At 62.5% G+C, this 16,410-nt stretch carries 18 protein-coding genes; 6 read left to right on the top strand and 12 right to left on the bottom strand.

What is annotated here, in order from left to right:
• Positions 1–18: 18 nt before the first annotated feature.
• Genes J2X09_RS09535 through J2X09_RS09525 form a run of 3 tightly spaced genes read left to right on the top strand, consistent with a single transcriptional unit; the run spans position 19 to position 3,805 of the window.
• Positions 19–2,085 carry an AsmA family protein gene (locus J2X09_RS09535; protein WP_204733123.1) on the top strand — a complete coding sequence of 689 codons (2,067 nt, stop codon included), beginning with the start codon at positions 19–21 and terminating at the stop codon, positions 2,083–2,085.
• Between the two features lie 40 nt (positions 2,086–2,125).
• Positions 2,126–2,902: a tyrosine-protein phosphatase gene (locus tag J2X09_RS09530; RefSeq protein WP_204733303.1), complete on the top strand. Its 777-nt coding sequence runs from the start codon at positions 2,126–2,128 to the stop codon at positions 2,900–2,902.
• A gap of 51 nt (positions 2,903–2,953) precedes the next feature.
• On the top strand, positions 2,954–3,805 hold the full coding sequence (locus tag J2X09_RS09525; RefSeq protein ID WP_204733124.1) for a plasmid replication/partition related protein: 852 nt from the start codon (positions 2,954–2,956) through the stop codon (positions 3,803–3,805).
• A gap of 12 nt (positions 3,806–3,817) precedes the next feature.
• On the opposite strand, the gene J2X09_RS09520 is transcribed toward J2X09_RS09525, so the two are convergent.
• The 5 genes from J2X09_RS09520 to J2X09_RS09500 are packed head-to-tail and all read right to left on the bottom strand — an operon-like array spanning position 3,818 to position 7,988.
• Complete coding sequence (locus J2X09_RS09520) at positions 3,818–4,669, bottom strand: shikimate dehydrogenase family protein (RefSeq protein ID WP_204733125.1); 852 nt, start codon at positions 4,667–4,669, stop codon at positions 3,818–3,820.
• Positions 4,670–4,677: 8 nt separating this feature from the next.
• Complete coding sequence (locus J2X09_RS09515; protein ID WP_310308084.1) at positions 4,678–5,979, bottom strand: TRAP transporter large permease; 1,302 nt, start codon at positions 5,977–5,979, stop codon at positions 4,678–4,680.
• Entirely contained in the window at positions 5,976–6,485 is a 510-nt protein-coding gene (locus J2X09_RS09510; RefSeq protein WP_204733126.1) for a TRAP transporter small permease, read from the bottom strand. The genes J2X09_RS09515 and J2X09_RS09510 overlap by 4 nt, the downstream gene beginning before the upstream one ends.
• A 19-nt stretch (positions 6,486–6,504) precedes the next feature.
• Positions 6,505–7,494, bottom strand: a complete 990-nt coding sequence (gene dctP / locus J2X09_RS09505; protein WP_204733127.1) for a TRAP transporter substrate-binding protein DctP — start codon at positions 7,492–7,494, stop codon at positions 6,505–6,507.
• Between the two features lie 50 nt (positions 7,495–7,544).
• Entirely contained in the window at positions 7,545–7,988 is a 444-nt protein-coding gene (locus J2X09_RS09500; RefSeq protein WP_204733128.1) for a type II 3-dehydroquinate dehydratase, read from the bottom strand.
• A 79-nt stretch (positions 7,989–8,067) separates the two neighbouring features.
• On the opposite strand from J2X09_RS09500, the gene J2X09_RS09495 reads away from it, so the two are divergent.
• The 3 genes from J2X09_RS09495 (at position 8,068) to J2X09_RS09485 (ending at position 10,621) form a co-directional block, all read left to right on the top strand.
• Positions 8,068–8,859, top strand: coding sequence for an IclR family transcriptional regulator (locus tag J2X09_RS09495; RefSeq protein WP_204733129.1), 792 nt, complete (start codon positions 8,068–8,070; stop codon positions 8,857–8,859).
• A 63-nt stretch (positions 8,860–8,922) separates the two neighbouring features.
• Positions 8,923–9,933, top strand: a complete 1,011-nt coding sequence (locus tag J2X09_RS09490; protein WP_204733130.1) for a dioxygenase family protein — start codon at positions 8,923–8,925, stop codon at positions 9,931–9,933.
• Positions 9,934–10,093: 160 nt separating this feature from the next.
• Entirely contained in the window at positions 10,094–10,621 is a 528-nt protein-coding gene (locus J2X09_RS09485) for an outer membrane beta-barrel protein (protein ID WP_204733131.1), read from the top strand.
• A 189-nt stretch (positions 10,622–10,810) separates the two neighbouring features.
• Here J2X09_RS09485 and J2X09_RS09480 read toward each other — a convergent pair whose 3' ends face one another.
• The 7 genes from J2X09_RS09480 to J2X09_RS09450 all read right to left on the bottom strand — a co-directional run bounded on the left by J2X09_RS09480 (position 10,811) and on the right by J2X09_RS09450 (position 16,410).
• On the bottom strand, positions 10,811–11,062 hold the full coding sequence (locus J2X09_RS09480) for a hypothetical protein (RefSeq protein WP_204733132.1): 252 nt from the start codon (positions 11,060–11,062) through the stop codon (positions 10,811–10,813).
• Positions 11,063–11,156: 94 nt separating this feature from the next.
• Positions 11,157–11,609 carry a hypothetical protein gene (locus J2X09_RS09475; RefSeq protein WP_204733133.1) on the bottom strand — a complete coding sequence of 151 codons (453 nt, stop codon included), beginning with the start codon at positions 11,607–11,609 and terminating at the stop codon, positions 11,157–11,159.
• Positions 11,606–12,007, bottom strand: a complete 402-nt coding sequence (locus J2X09_RS09470) for a hypothetical protein (RefSeq protein ID WP_310308080.1) — start codon at positions 12,005–12,007, stop codon at positions 11,606–11,608. Before J2X09_RS09470 ends, J2X09_RS09475 begins: the two co-directional genes overlap by 4 nt.
• 267 nt (positions 12,008–12,274) lie before the next feature.
• Entirely contained in the window at positions 12,275–12,526 is a 252-nt protein-coding gene (locus J2X09_RS09465; RefSeq protein WP_204733134.1) for a hypothetical protein, read from the bottom strand.
• Complete coding sequence (locus J2X09_RS09460) at positions 12,523–13,431, bottom strand: hypothetical protein (protein ID WP_204733135.1); 909 nt, start codon at positions 13,429–13,431, stop codon at positions 12,523–12,525. The genes J2X09_RS09465 and J2X09_RS09460 overlap by 4 nt, the downstream gene beginning before the upstream one ends.
• Positions 13,432–13,639: 208 nt before the next feature.
• A complete protein-coding gene (locus J2X09_RS09455; RefSeq protein ID WP_204733136.1) occupies positions 13,640–15,151 on the bottom strand; it encodes a hypothetical protein in 1,512 nt (503 codons plus the stop codon).
• The gene (locus tag J2X09_RS09450) at positions 15,151–16,410 is read right to left on the bottom strand and encodes a hypothetical protein (protein ID WP_204733137.1); all 1,260 of its coding nucleotides are present in this window, start codon (positions 16,408–16,410) and stop codon (positions 15,151–15,153) included. The genes J2X09_RS09455 and J2X09_RS09450 overlap by 1 nt, the downstream gene beginning before the upstream one ends.

Raw genomic sequence — 16,410 nt, 5'->3', positions numbered from 1 at the left:
CCCAAGAAAAGGAGGCGCGTGCGCGCCGCGTGGATCGCCGGCGGCACGGTCTGCTTGCTCGCCCTGGGCATTGCGTGGGGCGAATACGCAGGCTGGCCGTTCCTGCGCCAGCCGATCGAGAATGCGGCCACGCGTTCGGTGGCAGTGCCCGTGCAGTTGCAGGGGCAGTTCAGGGCCCACTTCATCTGGCGGCCGCGCGTGGAAGTGCAGGAGCTGCGCATCGCCTCCGACGGACGTTACGGCGCACCGCATCTGCTGGACGCACAAGGCGTTTCGCTGGCCTGGCACTGGGGTGACATCTGGCGCTGGCAGCGCGGTGAACACCTGCTGCTTCAACGGTTGCAGGCCGACGCACTCGATGCACGGCTGATGCGGTTGGCCAACGGCGATGCCAACTGGCAGCTGGGCCAGAAGGACGAGCCCGCACCTGCCGAACAAGAGAAGGACCCACTGGGCGGTCTGCCGCGATTTGGCTCGCTGGTGGTCGGCCAGGGCCACATCGTGTGGCAGGACAAGGTGCAGGACGTCGACCTCGACGTCCAGGTGCGTGGCAGCGAGGGCGAAGCCGTGGTCGGCTCTGCCTCGGGCTATGAAGCCACCCTGAAAGGACGCTATCGCACGATGCCCATGGACCTGCAGGTGCGCGCCGGCAGCACCCTGCCCTTGCTGCAGGACCCGGAAGCCGCCCCGGACGCGCAGTGGGTGCCGATGCGCGTGTCCGGCACGGTGGCGGCAGCGCGCCTGCTGTTCGATGGCCAGGCGGCGGCCTTGCTGGGCACGCCGCGCCTGGATGGGGCACTGGAGTTCCAGGGTCGATCGCTCGCAGAAGTCGGCAAGCCCCTGGGCATCACGCTGCCCCAGACACCGCCGTTCGATCTGCGCGGGCGCCTGTCGCAGGATGCGGGCGTGTGGCGGCTGCAGGCTTCGCGCGCCACCATCGGCAGCAGCCGCCTGGCCGGTGACTTGCGGTTCCACCAGCGCACCAACCCCAGCCGCCTCACCGGTGAACTCACCGGCACCAAGCTGGCGTTCGCCGACCTGGGACCCGCAATCGGTGGCGACGGCGGCACGGCCAAACCACCCGCGCAACAGGAGGCGCAAGGCCGCGTGCTGCCTCAGCGCCGCTTCGACCTGCCTTCACTCAAGGTGATGGACGCCGACGTGAATGTGGCCATCGATCAGGTGGACTTCGGTACCGACGCGATGGCACCACTGCAACAACTCAAGACCCGCATCCACCTCGATGGCGGCGTGCTGCGCCTGGACGATCTGCATGCCGTGGTCTCGGGTGGCCGCTTCCAGGGCATGACGCAGCTCGACGCCAATGCGCAGCCCGCCCAATGGCAGGCGCGGCTGGACATCGCCGGCGTCGACATTGCCGGCTGGATGCGCGGCTTGCGGAAGGACAGTGCGCCGGCCGCACCATCGGTCAACGCCACCGGGGCCCTGAAGAAAGAACGCGAGCAGGCACGCCAGGGCGGTGAGCAGGCGGTGCGCTCCTATGTCACCGGCGTGCTGTCCGCCAAGCTGGATGTGCGCGGCGCGGGCAACTCCACCGCCGACATCCTCGGCTCGCTCAACGGCCCGGTGGATCTGACGCTGCGCGACGGCACCCTCTCCCACCTGGCCACGGAAGCCATCGGTCTTGATGTGGCGCAGGCCCTGGGTGTGCTGATCCGTGGCGACCATCCGCTGCCGCTGAACTGTGCGCGCTTCGACATGGTCGCCCGCAACGGGCTGGTGGAGCCTCGCATGGCGGTGATCGACAACCGCGACACCACGGTGCGTGTCAACGGCCACGTCAACCTGCGCGACGAGTCGATGGCGCTGCGCCTGGTCGCGGAACCCAAGGACTGGTCGCTGGTGTCTCTGCGCACCCCCATCACCGTGAACGGCACGCTGGGCAAGCCTGACATCGGCATCGAAGGACGGCGCCTGGCTGGAAAGGTGATTGGCGCCATCGCACTCGGTGCGGCGGCGGGCCCTGCGGCGGCAGTGATCCCGTTGTTCGAGCGCGGCAGCAATTCAGAGGGCGACCCCTGCACCACCGTGGCATCTGCGGCATCGACCGCCAGGAAACCCTGACGGCCACGCCCGCGTCATGCAACAGGCCGACAATGTCGGCATGTCGACCACACCAACGCCCTCACCCGCCGGCCACGCCGCCGCCGAACCCGTACGCCTGCTGCGCAGCGCCTCGAATTTCAGAGACCTGGGCGGACACGCCGGCATGGACAGCCGCCGTGTGCGCCTGGGCCGCGTCTACCGCTCGGACCACCTCGCGGCCCTCACCCCCGATGACCTGCGCACCCTGCAGGGCATGGGCATCACGCACCGCATCGATTTCCGGGGAACGGCAGAACGCAGCGCCCTGGCCTCCGAGGTGGCGGGCATCACCACACTGGCCCTGACGATCGAACCCACCGTGGTGCATCGGGTGCAAGCCCTGCTCGAGCAAGGCCGCGAGCCCACCGAGGCCGAAACGGTCGAACTGATGTGCCAGACCTACCGGGGTTTCGCGCGCGACAGCGCGCCGGTGTATGCGCGTTTCTTCCGCCACCTTCTCGAACACCCCACCCCCCTGGTGTTCCACTGCACCGCCGGCAAGGACCGCACGGGCTTTGCCGCCGCGCTCCTGCTCGGTGCCCTGGGCGTGGCGCGTGACGACATCGTCGAAGACTACCTGCTCACCAACCGCCTCTACGTGCGCAGCCCGCTGGTCGAAGCGCGTGGCCCCGCGCATGTGATGGACATTCTCTGGAGCGTGCAACCTGCATTTCTGGAGGCGGCCTTCACCGCCATCGAGCAGGACTTCGGCGGCCTCACCTCCTACCTGCAAGGTCCGATGGGCCTGGGGCCGCGCGAACTGACACAGCTGCGCGATTCGCTGCTCGAGACCTGAGCCACAACCTCTACAATTCGCGCCCCCGAACCTATTGCCCTGCCAGACCTCATGCACATCACCGTCAATCCGGAACTGAAAGCCTACATCGACCCATTGACGCAAGACGAACACGACGCCCTGGAGCGCAGCCTGCTGGCCGAGGGCTGCCGCGACGCTCTCGTGCTGTGGGGCGATGTGCTGGTCGATGGCCACAACCGCTATGGCATCTGCCAGAAGCATGGACTGCCCTTCCAGACCGTGCAGAACCCGAACTTCCAGTCGATCGAAGACGTGCACCTGTGGATGATCGACCAGCACCTGGGTCGCCGCAGTGTGTCGGACTTCCAGCGCGGCGTGTTGGCCTTGCGCAAGCGCGAAATCCTCGCGGAACGCCGTTCCCGCTTTCTGGCGGCGGCACCGTTGCCACAAGACCTGCCGCCCGACGAGGACATACCGCCACCGGCTGCAGCGGACGACAGCCAGGCACAGGCCACCGTGCCGCCCGCCAAGCCCTTGCACAGCCGCGAAGATATTGCCCGTGCCGCCCGCCTCAGCAGCGGCCAGGTGGTGATGATCGAGAAGATCCAGAAGCAGGCAGCGCCTGAAGTGGTGGAGGCCCTCAAAGCCGGCACGATCTCGCTCAACGCCGCCGCAGCCGTGGCCAGCCTGCCGGAAGAAGAACAGAAAGCCGCCGCCATGGCCGGCAAGGACGAGCTCAAGCTCGCGGCCAAGCGCGTGCGCGAAGCCCGCCGCAAGACCACAGAGGCGCTGGACGACGTGCCCGCAGAGGCGACGGCATCCTCTGGCGACGATGCCACGGCCTTGCGTGCGAAGGTGGCCGAGCTGCAGGCCGAGAACGCCGCATTGCGCGAGCAGGTATCGGCTCTGCGAACCCAGCTTGAAGAGGCCCTGGCGGCCTGAACCCCGATTGATTCAGCGGGCGTCTGGCAGACAGGCGCTCGCGCGCAGCTCTTCTGGTGTGGCGGCGGGAAAGCCGAAGAACGCCAGATAGGCCGGTATCTGCTCGAACAGCATGTCCGTGCCCGGCTGAATGCGGCAACCCCGTGCCCGGGCGGCCGCCAGCAGCGGGGTGATCTCGGTCTTCATCACCACCTCGCCCACGAAGGTATCAGGCGACAGCAGTGAAACATCCAGCGGCATCGGATCGTCATCGTTCATGCCCAGTGGCGTGGCATTGACCACAAGGTCGCAGCCGACCGGATTCCTGCTGCCGATGGTCACGTCGATGGCGGGATGGTGTTCATGCAGGCGCGCGCGCAAGTTCTCGGCCCGTACGGGGTCCACATCGAAAAGCCGCAATGCCCTCACCCCGGCGCCGGCCAGGGACGCCGCAATGGCGCACCCCACACCCCCGGCCCCCACCACCAGCGCTGTGCGGCCTTGCAACACCAGCCCCTTGCGCTGCACACCACGAACGAAACCCTCACCATCGAACTGCTCTCCCACCAGATGGCCTTGCGGGTTGCGCCGCACGGCATTGCATGCCCCGGCCACGTGCACGGCGGGAGATGCGTCGTCAAGCAAGGCGACGGTGCTCACCTTGTGCGGCATGGTGATGAGGGCACCACGCACGTTTTCCAGCGCGAACACGGCGCGCAGGAACCCTGGGAAGTCTTCGGCCCGGCACGCCATGGGCACCACCACCGCATTGATGCCCTGCAACTGGAAATGCGGGTTGTAGATCAGCGGAGCCTTGAAGACGTGAGTGGGATGGCCGATGTGCGCGATCAGCTCGGTGTTGCCGTCGATGCGCGGAAAACCCATCGGGTGATTCACCCCGAGTAGCCCGCGAGCCGGGGCAGGAACAGCACCATGTCTGGCCAGAGCGTGACAAGGGCCAGCGCGCCCACCATCACGACCAGGAACGGCACCATCTCACGCACCAGCTCCATGAGCGAGATGTTGGCGATCCGGGTCATCATGAAAAGCAACAGGCCATAGGGCGGCGTGCACAGCCCCATCATGATGTTGAGCACCGCCACTACACCGAAGTGCACCGGGTCGACACCCAGCGCCGCCGCCGTGGGCAGCAGCACCGGAATGATCACGAGGATGATGGTCGACCCCTCCAGGAAGCAGCCCAGTGCCAGCAAGATCAGGTTGACCAGCAGCAGGAAACCCAATGGCGACAGGTCAAAAGTCGCCAGCACGCCGCTGAGGCTGGCCGGGATGTTCTCGACCGTGATCACGTAGTTGAAAACCAGCGCCCCAGCGATCAGCATGCCGATGGAGATGCTGACGCGTGCGCTGCTCAGCAGCGCGTCGTACAGGTCGCGCCAGCCAATGCTTCGGTAGAGCAGCACCGAGATGAGCAAGGCATAGCCCGCGGCAAGACCCGCTGCTTCCGTGGGCGTGGTCACCCCGGTGTAGAGGCAACCCAGCAAGACCACCGGCAGCATCAGGGCGGCAAAGGCCTCACGCGTGATGCGCGGCAGCTCGCGCAGCGGCACACGGGGTTCCACCGGAAAACGGCGCTTCTTGGCCAGGTAGTGCACCAGGCCCATCTGCACCCCACCGAGCAGCAGGCCGGGCAGCACACCTGCGAGGAAGAGGTAACCGATGGACGTGCCCGATACCAGTGCATACAGCACCATGGGGATGGAAGGCGGCAGGATGGGTCCGATGACGGACGAAGCAGCGGTAAGTGCCGCCGCAAATCCCGCCGTGTAGCGGTTGTCCCTGGTCATCATGACCTGCATCAGCTTGCCCGAGCCGGCCGCGTCGGCCAGCGCCGACCCGGACATGCTGGCGAACACCAAGCTCTGCAGCACGTTCACCTGCGCGAGCCCTCCCGGGAAGTGGCCTACCAGCGCATTGCAGAAGCGCATCAGGCGGTCCATCACACTGCCCGAACTCATGATGGTCGCGGCCAGGATGAACAGCGGAATCGCCAGCAGCAGGAAGCTGGAGTACGTGCCGTTGAGCAATTGCTCGGCGACGGTGCCCATGTCCATGCCCTTGAGATACAGGTACAGGATGGAGCCACCGATCATGGCCTGGCCGACGGGCACGCCCAACAGGCTGAGCCCGACGATGGTCCACAGGGCCAGTGAGAAAGGACTGGTGAGGTTCACAGTGGAGAGCTGGTCTGGTCGGGCGGGGCAACGCCGGGATCACGGCCACGCAACAGCTGGCCGAGGCTCCAGAGGTGGCGTGCGATCACAGCCACCGAAAACAGGAGGTAGATGGAGAACAGCACGTCGAAGCGCGTATTCAGGTACGAGCTCTTCTCCACCTTCATGAAGCTCACGTAGTCGTACGCGGCAGGCAATTGCATGCCGAAGAGCACAACGATGCCCACCGAGCCCAGAATGGCCATGCCGATGCGCACACGCGACCCCACGTTGGCCGAGAGGAAGTCGATGCGGATTTCATCGTGGTCCCTCAGCACGAAGGACGCACCCCAGAGCACCAGCCACAGCCAGGCCAGCAGCGAGACCTCGGTGGTCCAGCCCACAGGCCAGTTGAAGAGGTAGCGCAGGGCAATCTGCAGGATGAAGGCCACAAAGATGATGGCCAGCAGACCGGCCGCCACGAAATCGGCCAGTTGCTGCCACGCGCGAAAGAGCTTCTTCAGCATCGGATGTCGGATGCTGCGTTCACTTCATGGCGTTGATCTTGTCGAGCATGCCAGCCGGCCAGTGCTTCGCCTCTTCGGAGGCCAGATACACCTTCTGCGCGTGCTCGCGGAACGCCGCGATGTTGGGCGTGTACACGTCCAGTCCCTGCGTCTTGAAGCCGTCGGCCAGCTCCTTCTCGCGCTTGAGGTGTTCCGCCGTGCTCCATGCAATCGCCTTGTCCGCCGCGGCCTGGAAGGCCTTCTGCTTTGCGGGCGACATGCCTTGCCAGACCTTCATGTTGAGCGTGAGCAGGTCGTACCCCACGAGGTGCGACGTCAGCACGATCTGCGACATCACCTCGTAGAACTTCATGTTCTGCACATTGGGCAACGGGTTGTCCTGACCGTCGATCGCGCCGGTCTGCAGGCCCGTGTACGTCTCGGCGTAGGCCATGGGCGTCGGGTTCGCGCCGATGGATCTGCCCAGCAACTGCCAGCTGTCGCCCGGTGGCATGCGCAGTTTCACGCCGGCCAGATCCGCCGGCACATTGATCTTCTTCTTGCTTTTGAGACCCACCTGGCGCGTACCGAAAAAGGTCGGGCCCAGGATCTTCACCTTGAGCTGGTCCTCGACCATCTTCTTCATCTGCGCGCCCATGTCGCTCGCGAAGAAGCTGGTGAGGTGGTTGGCATCACGGAACAGGTAGGCCGACGTCAGCAACGACCAGGCCGGAATCTGTTTGGAGATGTCTTGCGGGCCGATGTTGCCCATCTCGAGGTTGTCGCGCTGCAAGGCCACCAGCTCGGTGCCCTGGCGGAACAGCGTGGAGTTCAGGAACACCTCGACCTTGAAATCGGCCTCGATGTCCTTGGCCAGCATCTTCATCATGTCGGCGCGGATGTCCTTGTCTGAAAACACGGCGGCGAAGCGCAGTGTGGGCTGTGGCTGCGCCCAGGCGGGCACGACCGAAGCGGCAGCGAGCGCGACGCCGGTTCGCAAGGCAATGCGGCGGTTGGGATGTGCATTCATGGCGATGTCTCCTGTCTGGGATGTTGTGTGACGAAAAAGCTGAAAGACCCTCAGCCCGGCGCCAGTCGCTGCGCGACAGCCCGGATGGCCAGTTCGTAGCCGAAGGCGCCGAAACCGCAAATCACGCCGGTGGCCGCCAGCGAAATCAACGAGTTCTGATAAAGCGGGTCGCGGCGGTGGATGTTCGTGATGTGAACCTCCGCCAGCGGCTGGTCCAGCGTCTTGAGTGCGTCCAGCAACGGAATGGACCGAAAGGACAGCCCCGCCGGATTCACCACCACGCCCACCGCCTTTTCCCTGGCCTCCTGTGCCCAGTCCACCAGAACGCCCTCGTGGTTGGACTGCCGGAACTCGCACGCGAAGCCCAGCTCGGCCGTGACGCGCCGGCACAACTGTTCGACCTGCGCCAGGGTGGTATGGCCATACACGTTGGGTTCTCGCACCCCGAGCAGATTGAGGTTCGGGCCATTGAGGATGTAGATGGTGCCGTTCATGTACACGGATTTTTCTTCGATGGTGGGACAATCTTTCCAAACTGGAAAGATATTTCTTATTACAAAATTGGAGACTGCCATGAGCCTGGCCCTGGACCGTGGATTGACCTTGCTCGAACACCTCGCCGAACATCCCGGTGGCTTGCCGCTGGCCCTGATGGCGGCCGAACTCGACATTCCATTGAGCGCCTGCCACCGCCTGCTGGCGGAGTTGCAACGGCGTGGCTATGTGCGGCAGGCCCACAAGCAGGGCGACTACATGCTCACCACCAAGGTGGTCTCCCTGGGCCTGGGCTACCTCAGCAACGCGGGCATTGTCGACATCGCAGAACCCTTGCTGGAACGGCTGGCCCAGAAGTCCGGCGAGCTGGTGCGTCTCTCCATCGTGGACGAGGACCGCCTGACGTGGGTAGCCAAATCGCAAGGCACGCGCAGGGGCCTGCGGTATGACCCCGACATGGGCATGGACGCGCGCCTCTCGTGCACGGCCTCGGGACACGCGTGGCTGCTCACCCTGAGCGACGAGCGCGCGGTGGAGCTGGTGGCGCGCCAGGGCTTCGGCACACCGCAGGCCTACGGCCCGAAGGCGCCCACTACCGTCAAGACGCTGCTCGGGTTTCTTCACGCCGCGCGCGTGCGCGGCTACTCGATGATCGACGAGGTCTTCGCGCCTGGCATGAGCGCCATGGGCGCCCCGGTGATGCGCCGCAAGGAGGCCATCGGCGTGATCAGCATTGCCGGCCCGCGCACACGCCTCACGTCCGCGCGCATGCGCGAACTCGCCCCCGCCTTGCTCGCCGCCGCGGCCGAGCTCGGCCCCATCAGCAACACATCCAGCCTGTTCGGCCGGCCGCCACTGGGCAAGGGTTGAATCACATCTTCTAGCACGGTTGCTGCACATCTCTGCCCCGCTCGGAGCCTACGATCACCGCGCATGAGCAATGCCGATTTCTCCACTTCACCAACAGCCGCATTCGGGTCCGACGCCCCAGCTGAGCCCAGGCACTGTGCGCCCTCCCCGACACTGTCGCGCCGGGATCTGATCGTGCGCTGGGCCGCCGCCACTTGCGTCGCGCCTGCTTCCTGGCTGCTGGGCGGTTGCGCTGGCACGGCAGCGAACCCGACGGCGGCAGCAGGCACCGCTGGCGCTGATGCCGGTGCAGGCTGGCTCACAGGCGGCACCGCTCGCATTGGCGCGGGCGTCCGGGCAAGCAACCCTTTCCTGGGTGCTGCGGCCAGCACCTGCCGCCTCACCTGTGAAGCCACCATCGGGCCATGCCACACGCTGTCGCCCGAGAGGCGGGACATCAGCGATGGTTGGGACGGTCTGCCCATGCACATGCAACTGCGCATCGTCGACGTGCAGTGCCGGCCTGTCGAGAACGCCATTGTCGAGGTCTGGCACACCAACCACACGGGCGGCTACTCGGGCCGCATCGCGCCCATGTGCAACAACGACAAGGCTGACGTGGAGCGCCAGTTCTTCCGTGGCTGGCAGCGGACAGACGCAAATGGCATCGCCCGCTTCGACAGCTGCTACCCAGGCTGGTACGGAGGCCACGCCAACCACGTGCATCTGCGGGTGATGAAGGGCGACTACGACCCGCGCGACTCGGCGACGGCCTGGGTCACGACGCAGTTGCTGTTCTCCGATGAGCTCAATGCGGAGATCTTCGGCAGCGCCGCGCTGTACAAGAAGAAGGGGTTGCCCGACACGACATTGGCCACCGACGGGGTCATGGGGCAGGAACCCGACAAGTCGCCCTATCTCTTCGATGTACAGAAGGTGGATGGTGTGATGCTGGCCTCCAGGACGCTGGCAATCCACACCGATCTGAGCGAAGTGGTATGCACAGCACGAGGCGCCCGCCCTCCGGGTGGGCCCGGTAGGCGCCGTGGTCCTGGTTCTCCGCCAGGTGTGACCGGCCCCGCGCCACGAACCTGAGTGGGGCCTCTGGCGGCCAGGCAGCGCCCGGCGGAATTCAAGGCCTATTTGACAGATGACAAATGAAACAAAGCTGCCAACGCTTTGAAACAGGCAGGAGAACCTCAGCAGAGAGCATGTCCATCCTGCACACCGTCGTGCGTCTCCATGAGCAACCTCCATGAACACACACCTGTCACGCCTCGTTTCGATCTCCGTTCTTGGGCTGGGTATTGGCCTGAGCTGTGCGCACGCCGAAGGCCTCTATCTCGGCGGGAGCCTCGGGTCAACCAACTTTCCTGACAGCGTCAACGGCATCGCAACCAACGGAGCAGAAGCTGGCGGCAAGGTATTTGGTGGTTACCAGTTCACACCGAACTTTGCACTCGAGGGCGGCGCAGCCGAGTTCGGCCGCCACAGCAACAGCACTGGTCGGGTGAGTGCCCACGGCCTCTTCCTGGATGCCGTGGGCATCGCCCCTTTGAACGACAAATGGTCGCTGCTGGGAAGGCTGGGCGTGACCCGCGTGGATTTCAACACCTCGTCGGGCAAGAGCAATGGGAACGGGATCAAAGTGGGCCTGGGCGCGCAGTACGACCTGACCAGCCGCATCGCACTGGGCGCTGAATGGGAGCGTTACCGTCCGAGTGCGTTCGGTCAAAAGCCCGACCTTGATCTGTACTCTGTCGGTCTGCGCGTAGGCTTCTGAGTCACTCGGGAGAACACAGGCGACCTGTGATGGCGGGTCCCGAAATGAAACAAGGCCCCGAGGGGCCTTGTTTCATGAATGTGATGTGGGGTGGCTGATGGGACTCGAACCCAATATTCAGGGGAGCTATGGGGTGTCATGGGGGATTGCTTCATAGTGCAGCGCGCTCATTTCAACCCCTGCGCGCCCCTACTTTATCCCCGGTTTATCCCCGGAATCGTCTTTCACTTTCAGCCATGAGTCCGTGTGCATCTTGCGTTGGTGCTCCGCCTCTTCCTCTGGCGTCTCGCCTTTCAGTCGAATCTCACGGCTGCTCAAAACAGGCTCAGCCAATCCCCGCTTTGCCGCATCTTCCCGGCTCATCTTCCAGCGTGACTGGCGAGGCTTTTTGCTCCACTCATCGGGTGGAAGCATCCAGTAGAAGTATTCAACCTCTTTCATGGGTCCATGGTGCCAAAAACGAGAAAAAGCCGCCCACCCCCGAAGGAGTAGGCGGCAAGATCGCTTTTCAACGATCAAGGAGACAACCACGAAATCAGTTCGTCAGCCTCACGGCTTCGTCATAGGCAGCTTGGCACCGACTGAGGGCAATGCGTAGTCCGTCTGCTCGGGCAGCTTCCCCGAGGAGAAACGCAAGATCTTGTCGGTAAAGCTGGGCTCCGGTGCATCCCAACTGACCGCTTGGACTCTTGGACATTGCGTCACCAGTGGGGCGCTCGGGACGGTTGCGCAACTCGCGGTGAGCAGCGGCAAGCTGATCAGAAAGAGCTTTTTGTTCATCTCGGGCTTTCTTCTCAATGTCGGCCATGGTCTGGGCGTTTGCCCGTTCCTTGGCTCGGAAACCGGCTTCTACGTGACGGGCGTTTTCTGATGCATTGGCACGCTGGTCGGCCATTTCCAGCTTGATGGCCTGCTCCCCGATGTGCTGGCCGTAGAAGAAGGCAGCGACGGCTAGAACCAGACCGCCTAGGAATGCCCATGGGTTCATGCGGCTACAGCCTCGGCGTAGAGATCAGCCCACGTCTTCAGATGTGGCTTTCCCGGTCTCCAAGTGCGCACGTACAGATTCCAAGCGCCCTTTTCGTCGCCCACAGCAGGGAGCTTCTTTGGGTCGGTGAACAGCAACAGTCGGGCAGCGGCAGCAGCGAGTACATCGTCTGTCTCGATGGCGTTCCAGATCGCGGTAGCGTTGAACGGCACATTGCGTTCAGCACAGACCTTTGCCATCCAGTACCGGGACGCAGGATGTTCAACAACACCTTTGCACCCGCCACCACGCTCAAACTGCCAGAAGCCACGGGCCGGACCTTTCGCACCTGGTCGGCCTTGAACGATCTGGAACCGATGGGTGAACCGGCTTTCCTGCAGGCCGATGGCGTAGAGCATCAACCTAGCCTCTGGACTGGTCATCGCTGACGGCAATGAAAAAAGCGCCTTACTCACGGCGCTTCGTACATGGTCAGGAATCATCACCCCCACCTTTCATTCATGCCCGGGTCGACCCTTGTTAGATCGACAACCTTCAGCTCCACCGACTTGCTGGACTCCTGCTTTCTCATCTGCCGCACTGTCTCGATCAGAGCAATGATTTCGTTCTCAGACCATGAGACGCGGCACCTGTGCTGGATGTGCTGCAAGGCCAGGTCGATAGGGTCAGGCTTCATCGCGCTTCGGCGGCTTGAACTCGATTTTTGTCCCGCGAGCGGTCATGAATGCAATGGCCAGACCGATGACGCTCAGGCCGGCAAACATGCTGGGCGTGATGCCAACAAGGCCAAGAAGATCAAGCCTTTGTTGCTCGGTCAGCGTGAGCCAGAAGCCACCGAAGCTCGCCGCCAGATAAGCGATCACAGCAGTGCTGTACTTCCACACGTATTTGATGTCTTCAACGAATGAGACTTTCATTTCAACCTCCGTTTTTGCCGTACCACCAAGCGAGGAAGGGAGCCACTGAATCGAACAAAGATCGTTCGACCGGCAGCAATCGTGAAACCGTTGATGGTGACTGTGCCGGTGATGTTGATGTGGTCGGTATTCGGAGCCGATGTGGTGAGGTTGACCGTGGAGGCCGAGGCAACATCAACACGCACCTGGTTGATGGGCTGCAACGTCTGGACGGTGGTTCCATCAAGCTCCTGAATTGGCCCGGTAGATGCCGTGGTCCGACCGAGAACACGCGCCGTGCTCATCGTCAAACCGGTGGAGGTGATCAGTCCGGAAATCTTCGAGCCGGGCAGGTTCGGGACCGATAGAGGATCAGCCGCCAGAAGCGCATAAGCCACAAGTGACAGGCCGGCGTCCAGCGTCGTGCTGTCGTTGGTCAGGGTTACCGTGGTGATCCCCGCAGCAAACACCGAATTGCTGATCGTGGAGTAGACAAGACCCGATGTGTTCGTGGTCCGAACCCGACGATTGATCTGGAGAATCATCGTCTGATCGCCCGGCACGCTGAATGACGTTGCGCTGATGTATGTCGGGGTAAATCCCGACTCCACCCATTCAGACTGACTCACCGAGGCATCGTTGATCCCGGAAATGTCATCAATAGTGCGCAGCGTGACGCCAAGGGAATTCTTGATGATGAACTTGTACGAAAGTCCACCCGTGAGCCAGATCGAACCAAGAGTGGGGTAGCCAAGCGAATTCAGGATGATCGGGTTTGACTGCGGCGTGGAACCGGTGTCGTCAGTGAATGTCGCTGCCGGGGTGGACGAGCCAGCCAGATAGATTTCGATCTGGCCACCGGTCAGCGGGTCTCCATTGGCGTCGAACGTCTGACCGTTGCAGACAGGGCTTAGGTACAGGGGCATGGGTGCTCCAAAAGAAAAAGCCCCGCTTTTGAGGGCGGGGCCTTAGAATTTCGGGATGACTTGGGCTCTAGCTGTGGCTCTTAAGCCGCTATTCGCACTGCTGTTCCTTGGCGGGTTCTGCCTAGGAATTCGTTGGATGGTTCACAAGTGGATGCCTGAGGGGCGATTGAAAAACGCCCTGCTCAAGCATCGATGGGGGCCTAAAGACTCACTCTGCCGCTAGGGATGCGGCACCTCCCATGCCGATCATTCGGGCAAGCGCGTTGATGGTCTCCGGCTGAGCACCGCCCGCCAGTTGCAGCAATCGATTTGTTCCGTAGGTAGGGGCGGATTGCATAGGTCCAGACAAAGCCAGCGATCTGGCGGGGCCTCGCAATAGAGGCACGCCAGCCGCCAAAAGACCCATTTGACTGCCTGTTGCAGCATGCCCCATCATTCCAGCCACGCCCGCCGTCACAGGCTCAAAGAAGCTCACGCCGGGCGCTTGTGTGCCGGCTGCGGGGCGGGTAACTTGCGGGAACGACTGATTGAATCGGCCGATGACATCGAGTCCGTCTGATAGCGGTTTTCCTTTGTCGACCAACCTCCCCAACACAGGGGCAGACACGTCACCAGTCGCCTTGTTCAAGGCGCGCTCTACCGTATAGGTCTTGGCAATTTGTTTTCTGGCATTGATCAGCTTGGGGATAAGGTCTGTTCGTCCAGCCGTCACAGCCTCGGCCTCAAGGGACTTCTCAAGCATGTCAGAAAGCTCGCGCGCAGCTTTCGCCTTTGCGAGATCATCTGGTCGCGCTGACCGGTTGTATGCCGTAAACCAGCCTTGAGCCTCATTGCGGGCGACCTTCAAGGCCTCCAAGTCTTGCTTGGCAATTGGTGACAAGCTGGCCACCTCGGCATAAACATCGCCCGATGTCTTTCGTATGCCTTCCAGCGCGCCCTGTGAAATCGGCTGATCATCGGCTATGCCAAGGGCTTTCCTTGCCAGTGCGTTCGTGACTTCCTGGTTGCGTATTGATGCCTCCTGTTTGACAGCGGCCTTTCCGCCGAGGCTTTCAACACGATTGCTCAGGAAGGTGGGTTGCACCTGTGATTGAGGAACCACATACCCGGCGTCTCTACCTTCGGAAAGGGCGGCATCACGCAGTGAGTTGCGAGAAGCTGTTGCCTGTGCATCGGCGGTAGATGTCGCCAGTCGATTGCGCACCGCAGAACCAATCTTGTCGGCGGTAAACTGCGATGCCCCGCCAACTGCCCCACCAATCGCTGCATTCGTCAATTTGCCACGAACAATGTTTCCAGCGGTCTGCTCGCCACCGACCGGTTGCAGTGCGCCCAGTCCAGCCCCGACAGCTGTAGCACCAGCAACCGTGTTGACTCCAGGAATCAACATCGTGGGAACAGTGGTCAGGACATTCGACAGAAATGAAGTGCCCGGAGCCTTCTTCTCCGACTCTTTGTTTTGCGCATAGATGCTCTGCTCTTCAGGGCTAAGGCCACCCAGCATTTGCTTCGCACCGAGATACAGATTGATTGGCCCAGACGCCAAGCCATTTCGATAGGTCTCAAATGTGGACTCTTCCTTGGGCTTGGTGGCGGACTCAGGGGACGGTGCAGAACTCCGCATGCGGCGGATTTCACCGGCAAACGCACGCGCAGCCTCGACATCGCCGGCCGCGTCAGCCTTCACCAGAGCGGATTGGAGTTGTTCGAGCGTAGCCATTACTTGTACTTGTCAAGAAGAGCATCGATGTTGGAGCCGCCTGATGGATTGGCGTACTTGCCATGGATCGACTTGATGGTCTTGATGGCAGCCTTCTTCTGCGATGCAGGCACGGTTGGATCGCCGATGCGGCCAGCCATCTGGCGATAAAGCATTACGTCTTTATCAGACTGAGGGCCTTCCATGCGAGGTTGGGCCATCATCAATGCGCCCTCAAGCGCTTGGAGCTGGGCCACTGCGTCGCCAGATTCAAACGACCCGCCGAATGCTCGCGCACCAGCATCGACGGCCACGCCAAGATAGCTGCCCGTAGCCGTGTCAATCAGCTTCTCAGCCTCATCAAGGATGTTGATCGCGTTGTTGGCCTGCGTCTCGCGCTTGCCTGGTACGGTCGTCATGACGGGTGTCACAGGGCCTTTCGTGGAGACTTCTTTCGGAAGACCGACCCACTCACCATTGACACCCTGCTTCCACTCGACCTTGCCAATGGCATCCTTGTCGATCTGGTTTTTCTCTCGTGCGCGTGCATCGGTCATGTTCTGACCGCGCCGGGTCGTCGCGTTGCTCGCGATGCTGTCAGGCGTTTGCATCTTCTGGACAGGAGCGCCGCCCACGTTCTGACCGAAAGTCGGGCTGTTCGGGTTGGTATCCCGGAACATGATCTGTTGACCACTGTCGATCTGCGTTGCTTTCGGAGCAAAAAACTCAAGCATCTTGTCGGGTGCCATTTGAGCGGCCACCCCATCCCGCAGACGCTGCCGAAGCTGGTTCGGATCGTCGGGCATGTTGGCAAGAGATGCCTGATACAGCGCAGCCGGGATGACCCCTGCCGCCACGAGTTCCTGTCCCGTCTGCATGACAAGATCCTTGCTCAGGTCTTGACGCTGCGAAAGTGCACCAATCGTCTTTTTGAAAGTGTCATAGCGCTCGGTCGCCAGCTTTTGGCGTGATGAATCAATCTCAAGATCAGACTTTTGATTGGCTCGACGATCAGTGCCCAGCTTGGTCGCCTCGTCCATGAAGCCTCCTTGCAAGAGCGCAGATTCCCGCGCCTCAGGCGAGTCATACTGACCACTAAGCAAAGAAGCAAGTTTGTTCTTCCGCTCCACGCCAGACCGGTATTCATCCATCTTCAACTGATTCAGTTGATTGGCCTGTTGCGCACCTTGCACCTGAAGCAGGCGGGCAAGGTTGTTGACCGGGCTTTCGATCTTAGGCTGACGAGCGCCGAGAATGATGCTGGGATCGAGTTGTGCCAT

This window comes from Hydrogenophaga laconesensis, from assembly GCF_031457235.1.
In the GTDB taxonomy this organism is placed as follows: domain Bacteria; phylum Pseudomonadota; class Gammaproteobacteria; order Burkholderiales; family Burkholderiaceae_C; genus Hydrogenophaga; species Hydrogenophaga laconesensis.
Note: the sequence above shows the minus strand (reverse complement) of the source record. Positions and strands in the feature narration are given on the sequence as shown.

What these genes read in the sequence shown, in the direction of transcription:
- J2X09_RS09530 (WP_204733303.1), top strand. Translation starts at nt 2,126, where the DNA reads ATGTCGACCACACCAACGCCCTCACCCGCCGGCCACGCCGCCGCCGAA.
- J2X09_RS09525 (WP_204733124.1), top strand. Translation starts at nt 2,954, where the DNA reads ATGCACATCACCGTCAATCCGGAACTGAAAGCCTACATCGACCCATTG.
- J2X09_RS09520 (WP_204733125.1), bottom strand. Translation starts at nt 4,669, where the DNA reads ATGGGTTTTCCGCGCATCGACGGCAACACCGAGCTGATCGCGCACATC.
- J2X09_RS09510 (WP_204733126.1), bottom strand. Translation starts at nt 6,485, where the DNA reads ATGCTGAAGAAGCTCTTTCGCGCGTGGCAGCAACTGGCCGATTTCGTG.
- dctP (WP_204733127.1), bottom strand. Translation starts at nt 7,494, where the DNA reads ATGAATGCACATCCCAACCGCCGCATTGCCTTGCGAACCGGCGTCGCG.
- J2X09_RS09500 (WP_204733128.1), bottom strand. Translation starts at nt 7,988, where the DNA reads ATGAACGGCACCATCTACATCCTCAATGGCCCGAACCTCAATCTGCTC.
- J2X09_RS09495 (WP_204733129.1), top strand. Translation starts at nt 8,068, where the DNA reads ATGAGCCTGGCCCTGGACCGTGGATTGACCTTGCTCGAACACCTCGCC.
- J2X09_RS09490 (WP_204733130.1), top strand. Translation starts at nt 8,923, where the DNA reads ATGAGCAATGCCGATTTCTCCACTTCACCAACAGCCGCATTCGGGTCC.
- J2X09_RS09485 (WP_204733131.1), top strand. Translation starts at nt 10,094, where the DNA reads ATGAACACACACCTGTCACGCCTCGTTTCGATCTCCGTTCTTGGGCTG.
- J2X09_RS09480 (WP_204733132.1), bottom strand. Translation starts at nt 11,062, where the DNA reads ATGAAAGAGGTTGAATACTTCTACTGGATGCTTCCACCCGATGAGTGG.
- J2X09_RS09475 (WP_204733133.1), bottom strand. Translation starts at nt 11,609, where the DNA reads ATGAACCCATGGGCATTCCTAGGCGGTCTGGTTCTAGCCGTCGCTGCC.
- J2X09_RS09470 (WP_310308080.1), bottom strand. Translation starts at nt 12,007, where the DNA reads ATGCTCTACGCCATCGGCCTGCAGGAAAGCCGGTTCACCCATCGGTTC.
- J2X09_RS09465 (WP_204733134.1), bottom strand. Translation starts at nt 12,526, where the DNA reads ATGAAAGTCTCATTCGTTGAAGACATCAAATACGTGTGGAAGTACAGC.
- J2X09_RS09460 (WP_204733135.1), bottom strand. Translation starts at nt 13,431, where the DNA reads ATGCCCCTGTACCTAAGCCCTGTCTGCAACGGTCAGACGTTCGACGCC.
- J2X09_RS09455 (WP_204733136.1), bottom strand. Translation starts at nt 15,151, where the DNA reads ATGGCTACGCTCGAACAACTCCAATCCGCTCTGGTGAAGGCTGACGCG.
- J2X09_RS09450 (WP_204733137.1), bottom strand. Translation starts at nt 16,410, where the DNA reads ATGGCACAACTCGATCCCAGCATCATTCTCGGCGCTCGTCAGCCTAAG.